9 protein-coding genes are annotated in these 8,596 nt (G+C 67.2%); 8 read left to right on the top strand and 1 reads right to left on the bottom strand.

The features are described 5' to 3' along the window. The first annotated feature begins 45 nt into the window (after positions 1 to 45). From ABD231_RS23515 to ABD231_RS23535, 5 genes are all read left to right on the top strand, one after another. Positions 46 to 708, top strand: a complete 663-nt coding sequence (locus ABD231_RS23515; RefSeq protein ID WP_344155791.1) for a Crp/Fnr family transcriptional regulator — start codon at positions 46 to 48, stop codon at positions 706 to 708. 94 nt (positions 709 to 802) lie between these two features. Then, positions 803 to 1,630 (top strand): hypothetical protein, encoded by an 828-nt coding sequence (locus ABD231_RS23520; RefSeq protein WP_344155794.1) that lies wholly within the window; start codon positions 803 to 805, stop codon positions 1,628 to 1,630. Next, complete coding sequence (locus ABD231_RS23525) at positions 1,627 to 3,663, top strand: P-loop NTPase family protein (protein ID WP_344155797.1); 2,037 nt, start codon at positions 1,627 to 1,629, stop codon at positions 3,661 to 3,663. Before ABD231_RS23520 ends, ABD231_RS23525 begins: the two co-directional genes overlap by 4 nt. Beyond that, a complete protein-coding gene (locus tag ABD231_RS23530) occupies positions 3,660 to 4,610 on the top strand; it encodes a hypothetical protein (protein WP_344155800.1) in 951 nt (316 codons plus the stop codon). The genes ABD231_RS23525 and ABD231_RS23530 overlap by 4 nt, the downstream gene beginning before the upstream one ends. A 331-nt stretch (positions 4,611 to 4,941) precedes the next feature. After that, complete coding sequence (locus ABD231_RS23535; protein ID WP_344155803.1) at positions 4,942 to 5,853, top strand: hypothetical protein; 912 nt, start codon at positions 4,942 to 4,944, stop codon at positions 5,851 to 5,853. A 53-nt stretch (positions 5,854 to 5,906) separates the two neighbouring features. Here the strand turns inward: ABD231_RS23535 and ABD231_RS23540 are convergent, their stop codons facing one another. Next, positions 5,907 to 6,203 carry a hypothetical protein gene (locus ABD231_RS23540; RefSeq protein ID WP_344155806.1) on the bottom strand — a complete coding sequence of 99 codons (297 nt, stop codon included), beginning with the start codon at positions 6,201 to 6,203 and terminating at the stop codon, positions 5,907 to 5,909. 140 nt (positions 6,204 to 6,343) lie between these two features. Here ABD231_RS23540 and ABD231_RS23545 point away from each other — a divergent pair, with 140 nt between their 5' ends. From ABD231_RS23545 to ABD231_RS23555, 3 genes are all read left to right on the top strand, one after another. Then, complete coding sequence (locus ABD231_RS23545) at positions 6,344 to 6,682, top strand: helix-turn-helix domain-containing protein (RefSeq protein WP_344155808.1); 339 nt, start codon at positions 6,344 to 6,346, stop codon at positions 6,680 to 6,682. 82 nt (positions 6,683 to 6,764) lie between these two features. Next, the gene (locus ABD231_RS23550; RefSeq protein WP_344155811.1) at positions 6,765 to 6,992 is read left to right on the top strand and encodes a hypothetical protein; all 228 of its coding nucleotides are present in this window, start codon (positions 6,765 to 6,767) and stop codon (positions 6,990 to 6,992) included. Positions 6,993 to 7,039: 47 nt separating this feature from the next. After that, positions 7,040 to 8,359: a serine hydrolase domain-containing protein gene (locus ABD231_RS23555; protein ID WP_344155814.1), complete on the top strand. Its 1,320-nt coding sequence runs from the start codon at positions 7,040 to 7,042 to the stop codon at positions 8,357 to 8,359. The last annotated feature ends 237 nt before the right edge of the window (positions 8,360 to 8,596 follow it).

An 8,596-nucleotide genomic window follows, 5' to 3' on the forward strand; every position in this document is an offset into this window, starting at 1 on the left:
GGCCGGTGTGAAACTTGTGTCTCCACTGCTGGTGAGGCACGGAGTGTGATCGGATTGACTCTGCCGCAGACGTTCCAGGACCTGATTGGTTCGTCCGCCTGGCAACTCCTGCTCGCCGAGGGAACGCTGCGCAGTTACCGTCCGGGGCAGCCGATCCTCCGCCAGGGCGATCCCGGCGGCTTCCTGCTCGCGCTCGATCACGGCCGCGTCAAACTCCTTGCCTCTGCGGCAGACGGCGCCCAGCTCCTGCTCACGATCCGCGGCGCCGGTCAGCTTCTCGGCGAACTGGCCGGAGCCGAAGGCCGACGGACGGCGACGGTCGAGGCCTTGGACCGGTGTACGGCGCACTACCTGTCCATCGCACAGTTCGAGCGCTTCCTCGCGAAGCACGGCCTCGCCCAGGAGTACCAGCGCTACGTGACTGCGAAGTTCGACCAAGCTGTCTCGCGCCAGGTCGATCTGGCCCACCGCTCCGCACTTCGCCGGATCGCCCGCTTGCTGCATGACACGGTCGCCCTCGCGCCCGCCACCGCAGCGGACCCCCGAAGGGTCCCGTTCACCCAGGAAGAGCTCGCCGGCGCACTCGGTCTCGCGCGCAGCACGGTCGCCGACCAGCTCACGACGCTGCGGGCGTCAGGCGCGCTGACCCGAGGACCGCACCTCGTCGTCGCCGATCTCGACCGGCTGGCCGAAGCTTTTCGCATCTGAGTTCTGCATCACCGCCCGGCTGTCCGATTCCGGACAATCTGCCCGGCCGATCTCGTCGACTCTGAAGGGACCCACCCGTTCGGAGGAGACCACGATGAGCACACCGATGGATTCGCGCTACACCGGCGTTTCCGAGCTCCCGCCGTACCGCGCCCTGCTGGTCGTCGACATGAAGGACTACAGCGGCAATGCCGGACGCGACCAGACGGAGCTGACCAAGCTGATCCCCGAGATCATGCAGTCGGCCTTCGAGCGCGCCGGCCTGGCCTGGATCTGGGCCCGGAAGAGCGCCCACAACGGCACCGGCGACGGCTATGCGATCGTCCTGCCGCCCGAGTTGCTGCCGCACTTGCTGAACCCGTACCTGACCGCTTTGCAGGAAGAGCTCGAGCACCGCAACCGCTATCGCCCACACTTCTGGAACGGCCCGATCCGCTTCCGGGTGAGTGTCAACGTCGGCCCGATTGCCGATTCCGGCGAGAACCAGCTCGGCGATGGCAGCGGTGCCGAACGCGTGGTGCTGCACCGTCTCCTCGACAGCGACCCTGTCCGCCACTTGCTCAACGGCTCCGATCCCGAGGTGACGCAGGTCGCCGCGATCATCTCGCGCCGGGTGTACGAAGACGCCGTACTCGCCCGTTTCGCCGACGATCCAGCGTCCTTGTACGTCGAGGCCGGCGCTGAGGTGAAGACGTATCAGGGCCAGGCCTACCTGCGGGTGCCCAAGCCGTCCGGATACCTGCTCGGCGCGGGCTTCCTGAAGCCCGCGCGTGGGCCAGAGACACCTGCCGGTACGACGACTCCGCCTGCACCGAGTCAGCCGGCGGGAGGCTTCGGTGTCCAGATCAACGGATCCAGCGGACCCATCTACACGGGGAGCGGGACGCAGAACAACACGCTGTACCACGGACGTGAGCGATGACTGAGCTGGTGGTGGCCGCACAACCCGATGCCGAGCGTCCGTCTGCTCCGGCCGACTCCACTCCACCGGAGGCGCCGCGCACGGAGGTCAATGACAGCAAGGGACCGATCCACACCGGCACCGGTGACCAACTGAACGACATCCGGTACTACGAGCAGCGGCCTCGGAAGCCACGGACGTGGGACTTCAGTCAGGACAAGCTCGAACAGCGGTGGAAGAGCTTCGTGCCACCTCCCGGGTTCGACCGTGCGGCGGGCATCCTCGCCGATCGGGATGGACTGGTGATCCTCAGCGGGGCAGTTGGCACCGGCCGCAGTACGGCGGGCCTCATGCTGCTGCGGGCCGGGATGGCACCCGGCACAGCGGTCCGCTTCGTCGCACCGGACCTGGAGAAGTCGGCAGCGGAGGCCGAGCGGCGGATCTTCGAAGGTTCGGACGTTCGTGACGACGATCGCCTGATGCTCGACCTGTCCGACGTCGATGGTGAAGCGTTCGGCGAACTGCAGGACTATCTGCAGGCACTGCAGTCTGCGTTGCTGCAACGTCAGGCGAAGCTGGTGACGATCTTGCCGCACCTGCACGGCGAGCGGTTGAACGTCGACCTGCTGCCCTTCGAGGTCAAGATCGGTCGCCCGGACATGTTCGAGGTCCTGCAGCGGCAGCTCGCTGCCGAGGGTCTGACGGCCACGAACCTGTCGGCGTACCGCGAGAGCTTCGCCTCGTCGAGTATCGAGGGGCTGGTTCGCATCGTCTACCAGGTCCGCAATGCCCGGCGCGATCGCCCGGAGATCCCGGTAGACGTCCTCCTCTCGGAGGTTCTCGACTCGGCCGAGAAACGCGCCGACACGATCGCTCGGTGTGTGCAGTCGGTGAAGGACGTGCGCGGGCGGGCGCTGCTTCTCACCGTGGCGCTTCTGCATGGATTGTCGACACATACCGTCTCGCTCGCGCACGAGCGCCTGCTCGGGTTGCTCCGGGGCACCGAGGAGGACGCGGATCACGCCCTCGACGTCCCAGGCCTCGAGCAGATGCTGGCCTCGATCACCCTCGATCTGTCGGTGACGCCGGAGCCCGGGCAGCGGCTCCATTTCGCGGATCAGGAGATGCCGGCCGAGGTGCTGCGGTACTTCTGGGACGATATGCCGTGGCTCCGAGGCCCGCTGACCGATTGGGTCGGAGAGCTTGTGCGGACCGGAGTCGGTGCACTCGATCGCTTCGACATGGCGACGCTCGCTCGCCGCTTTGGTGCGCAATGCCGCAGGACGCGCGACACAGACCTTGCGTTTCGCCTCGTGACGGACTGGTCCGGCGACAGATACCAATCACAGCGTTCCGCGGCTTACACCCTGCTCGAGGATCTTCTCGACGATGACGGAACGGCGTCGGCGGCTCGGCAGCTGTTGTACAACTGGACGCGCGACACACATCTTCCGGACGGCAGGGTCGCCATCGTGGTCGCCGCCTGCGTCAACATCTTGGCGGATCGCTATCTCGATCAAGCGGTGGTGCGGCTGGCCTGGCTCGCCGAGCATTCGGAGTACGGCGTCCGTCGCGCAGCCCGCGAGGGCCTGGGGCAACTGGCAGCGGAGCCGAGGCGCCGTCTGCAGGTGATCGACTACGTCCTGGAGCGATGGCGGTTCGATCCGGCCGGCTTCGCGGCGGTCGCCGCGCCGGCCGGGCTGCCGATGTTCCTGGGAACCGAAGCTGTCGAGCGGATCGTCGCCGGCTGGCATCGCGCGTTGACCGAGACCGATCAATCGCGGCGCGCTGCGCTGTTCCGGCCCTGGCTCACGGCACACGCCGAGGCGCTGGGGGAGGAGCGGCCGGGGGACGCACAAGCCGTACAGCAGCTGCTCGCGATGGTCTGCGCGCACCAGCCTGACCTTCTCGACGCTCTGTTCAACACGGCTCTCGACTGGCTCGAGTACCGCAGTGACGATCCCCTGCGGTTACGAACCGTGCAGAGCATCGAACAACTCGTCCGGCGTGGCCGGCGACCTGCAGCACCTACCTTGTCGGAGGCCGGCCAATGATCACTCACCCCAGGGCTGTCGTCATCGCAGCCATCTTCGTGCCGTGGACAGCCTTCGTCGTCTGGCTGAGTGTTGTGCTCGGCTGGCTCGGAGCTGTCCTGGCGGTGGTGCTGACGATCGGATGTGTTGTCGCGTACCGAAAGGCAGGTGGTCAGCTGTTCGCCGACGTGTCGGCGGCTTCCGAGTCCGAACTGTCCACGAGCGGACTGCCGACCGCGGACGAGACCGTGTTTCTCAATGTGTCGGCGACCGTGCATTGGCAGGCTGCGAAGGTCGAGAGCTATCACGCTGACGTCGCCCGCGAGTTCGTCCTCCAACAGGCTCGGGAGGTGACCGCCAAGTGGCGCCCGGCGCAGTACTCGCTGGCCCAACACGAGCTAGCCGCCCGGATCGGTCGTCCGGCAACAGCGGACGGGGGAGATCTGGAAGTGTGGGCGACCGCTCTGCGGTTGGGGTTGCCGGAAGCAGTCGAACAGCATCTCGCCAAGATGGACGAGGCTCATCGCCACGGCCTGTTGTGGGAGGTCGGCGCCGCGAACGAGAACCGGGTCCGCTCATACCTTCGCGACGATGCCTTACGGACGCCGGCTTCGGCGGTCGTGTGGTGGCTGGCCCAGCACGACGGTTCAGTCGAACGAGCAGTCGAGCTCGCCGAGGTCCTGACGAAGCTGTCCCGGCTGGCGACCGGCGCGAGCGAGACAGATGTGTCCGCTGAGAGTCAGCACCTGATCGAGGCGATTCAGAAACTCGAGGAGCCTGCGCGCAGGCCTGCGGCTCACAGCTTGGCGGACGCGTTCGACCAGGCGGGCGTCCCAATCGTCGCCCAGGCACTCCGCGAGGAGTACAACCTGCCCACGCTGCGACCACTCGCCGACCCTCCGCCGAGCGGTGACTCCGACGCCGGATCCAGGCCGGGTCGTGCCTGGTCGGTGGGCAACGACCGATGAACAAGTTCACCGGAGCTCGGTCGCTGGTCGTGGTCAGGTGGTCGGAGCAGCCGGACTCGCCTCCGGCTGCTCCGAGCTGAATCGATGCCCGGCCGTGTGGAGTGGGCGGCCGGGCACCGACGCTGAATTCGGTCGGGGGCGGGGCGAGGTGAGCGACACGCGACGGGCGGCCGCGGCCCGTTGGGCATGTGAGACTTTGGGAGGGCTCGCCGTGGGGTGAGGTCCGTGGTCTGGGTTGCCGGTGACCTGGATGGCGTGAGGACGGGGAAGCCGTCCGGTGCGCATTGGCTGCTCTGCTGACGTCTGCCCGACGCGGTGAAGGAACGCCACCATGAAGCTCCATCGGAACTCTCTTCTGACGGCCGCCGCGATCGTTGTGGTCTTGTACGTCGTGTCGCTGGTGGTCGGTTTGCCGGCTTGGGCGGCGGTTGTGCTCAGTGTGGTGCTGCTGGTGTTGCTGGCGGTGGTGTGGAAGCAGCCGGATCCGCCCAAGCCGGTGGTGCAGAAGGTGCAGGCCGCGCCGGCGCCCGTCGTACTGCCGGATCCGGTGTTTTCGGGGCCGCCGACTCGGACTGTTGTCGATGTGCGGTTGCCGTCGGCTTCGGCGGACTTCCAGTTCAGCTTCTCGGCGGTCGTGCAGTGGTCGACGGTGTTGTCGGGGTCGCGGCATGCGGATCTTGGGGCGGTGGCGGTTGATGCGTTGTTGAAGCGGGCGCGGGCGTTGGCGGTTGGGTTGCAGGTGACTGAGGAGGCGCTCAACCAGCAGCATCTTGCGGCGATCCTGGGGGAGCCGGCGCTGGATGAGAAGGGGCAGGTGCGTTGCTGGGCGACCGAGGTGCGGTTGCGGTTGCCTGATGCGGATCACAAGCACCTGCAACACCTTGCTGCTTTGCATCGCCTTGAGCAGACGACCTTGATCGAACGCCGGATGGAGCAGGACAAGCGTGCCTACCTGAAGGACGACGTGTTTGCGACGCCCGGATCGGCCGCGGTCTGGTGGCTTGCCAATCATCCTGGGGATGTCGAGAACGCGGTGGGTCTGCTCGACACCCTCGCCGAGCTGTCTGCGGCCGCGAACGACCTGCCGGTACGCCGGGCCTCGGCCGAGGCGGTCGGACAGCCGAAACCGAGCCGCGCGGAGTTGGAGTTCACAGCAGCGGTTGATGATCTGCTCGAAGTAGAGCAGGCCGAACCGCAGCGCCCGGCTCGCGGTGAGTATCGCGAGCAGTTCTACTCGGAGTAGGCCGGCGCGACGGGCTGTCTGCAGGGACCCGCCGCGCCGGGGTCGGTGGGTGCTCATTCGTCCAGCCAGCGGATCGTGGTGGAGCCGTTGTGGCCGTGGATCGTGAGCACAGCGTCGATGCCGTCGGCCCAGACGGTGGTCGTCGGGTACCGGCCGCCCCAGTGCAGGGCCACCGAACCATCGGTCCACTCAACGCCTTCGGCGACGACGCCGGTCCCGCTGACGCCGGAGACGTCGACATGGCGCACGAGCTGGAAACGGCGTGCTCCCGCCTCGCCGGCGACCTTCAGATGCCGCCGCCGCGAGGATCTCCGCGGCAGCGTCGCGGTTCTACCGCTGATCTCGTCCATGGCCCAAGTCAACGCCCGGGCAGTCGGCCTCACCAGGAACTCATCCGGTATCCACAGGGCAGAAATTAGGAACTCCGACGGTCACTCAATCGCCGTAGTCTGATTGCAAGGAGTGATCAACGCCCAGGAGAGTGATAGCGATGACAGTCATCGACGAATGGACCGGACGGCATGCGAACGCCTTGCGGGCAGCGCTACGGCTGACCAACGAGGCCTTCGCCGAGCACCTCGGGATCTCGCCACGCACGGTCACCAAGTGGCGCGAGAGACCGGAGATGGTGCCGAGTCCGCAGCTGCAGGAGGCGCTCGACACCTCGCTGCGGGACGCGGAGGCCGATGCCAAGCTCAGGTTCGCGGCCAACCTCGGTCTGCAGCAGCCGCCCCCGCTCGACCAGGCCGCGCTGAAGCAGCTCAACGTCGCCATTGGCGATCTCGCGCGCGTTCTGGCCCGGCTGCAGCTGGCCGACCCGCAACGTTGACGGCGGTAGCGTTTTCGGTCAGGTCCGCACGGGCACTGGAAGGGCGTTCCACACGGGGATTCGCCCAGCCCAGGAGGTGGATATGCACACCCGTCGAGCATCCACGACCGGTTCCCGGACCGTCGCCATCATCGTCGCCGTGTGGTTGCTGATCGGTCTCGCCGCAGCAGGCCAACGGAGTTATCTCTCCGGCTCCGATGCGACCTGCGCCAAGATCGGCACAACCCTCGTCACCGTGGTGGCGGGCCCGCTGAACTACGTCGGCGCTAACCCGAAGATCGACTGCAGCGCGCCGCAACCGTCGAGGTAGTCCCCCGATCCGGCGTAGCGTTCCGGTGAGGCGTCGAGGAGGGGAACGTGGACGTACTGCGGGACGGTATCGAGGCGGATCGCGAGGAGTTCCGGGTGCCCGGCGTGAGCTGGGCAGTGATCGAGAACGGCGAGATCGCACACACCGGGACGGCTGGTGTCCTCGAAGCAGGCAAGCCTGCGCCGGTTGAGGCGGGGACGTTGTTCCAGGCCGCCTCCATCAGCAAGCCGGTCACGGCGTTCGCGATGCTGCGGCTGGTGGATCGCGGGTTGCTCGAGCTGGACGAAGACGTCAACACCCGGCTGACATCGTGGCAGGTGCCGCCGACGCGTGCTTGGCAACCGGTCGTCACGTTGCGGCAGTTGGCGAGCCACAGCGCGGGGATGACAACCCCGGGGTTCCCGGGCTACCACCCCGACGCCTCGTTGCCGACGACTCTCGAGATCCTCACGGGTGCTCCACCGAGCAACACCGCCGGACCACGAGTGGAGCGCATCCCAGGCGCACAGTTCGCCTACTCAGGCGGCGGTACGACGGTCATCCAGCAGCTCCTCGAAGATGTCACCGGTACGCCGTTTCCTGATCTCATGCGCGAGTTGGTTCTCGAACCCCTGGGGATGTCGGACAGCGCGTTTGCCCAACCGCTACCGCCCGGTCTCGCCGGGAGATCCGCGATCGGCCACGACGAGGCCGGCGAATCGGTTGAGGGCGGGTGGCACGTGTACCCGGAGCTGGCTGCCGCGGGCCTGTGGACTACCCCGACCGATCTCGCCAGATTCGGGATCGGGGTTCAGGAGGCGTCCGCCGGGGCGCGCGGCGCGCTCGTCTCACCGGAGCTCGCGCGGCAGATGCTGACACCTGTCATCCAGATGGATAGTCCGATCGCCGGCCTGACCCACGTCGGGATCGGTCCGTTCCTGAACGCGTCCGGTCAGCTCTTCGGCCATAGCGGTGGGAACCTCGGCTTCCGCTGCAACCTCCTCGTCGACCGGGCAACTGGGTACGGCGCTGCTGTCATGACGAACTCGGATAGCGGCTACCGGCTCGCGATGCGGGCGTTCGCGACCGCGGCGTCGTCGTACGGGTGGGAGGACTACCAGCCGGCGGCCGAGCTGTCGGATGAACCGGCAGCAGAGGTGCTGGCCGAGCTCGCCGGCGACTACCGCCTGGGTGATCGGCTGCGGTTCGCGGTGAAGGTGTGGGGGAGCGGTCTGCAGGTCACGTTCGAGGGGCAACCGCCGCTGCGGTTCTTCGCGCTCTCGGCCACAACCTTCATGGCTTCGAGCACCCAGGCTGAGCTCGAGCTGCGGGACGGTCGGCTCGTCTTCCAGCAGACCGGCTTCGAGCTCGACTGCGTGCGGGAATAGGTGGCGGACCGGGCCGGTTACACCTGATGCCGTCCGGTACAAGACCCCCGGGCCTCAACCTCAGCCGCTCCGAGCGGCCACTCGCCGAGAGGCGTCTGCTGGACGGTGCTGTACGTGGCGGTGGGAGCCGGCTGGACCGGCTTCCACCCCCGATTTGCATCTGGGGGGTGAACATCAGTAATGTTCTTCTTGTTGGGAGCGAGTGCAGGACGCGGAAGCGGCCGGACCTCCTGACCA

The organism is Kribbella yunnanensis (assembly GCF_039529655.1).
In the GTDB taxonomy this organism is placed as follows: Bacteria; Actinomycetota; Actinomycetes; order Propionibacteriales; family Kribbellaceae; genus Kribbella; species Kribbella yunnanensis.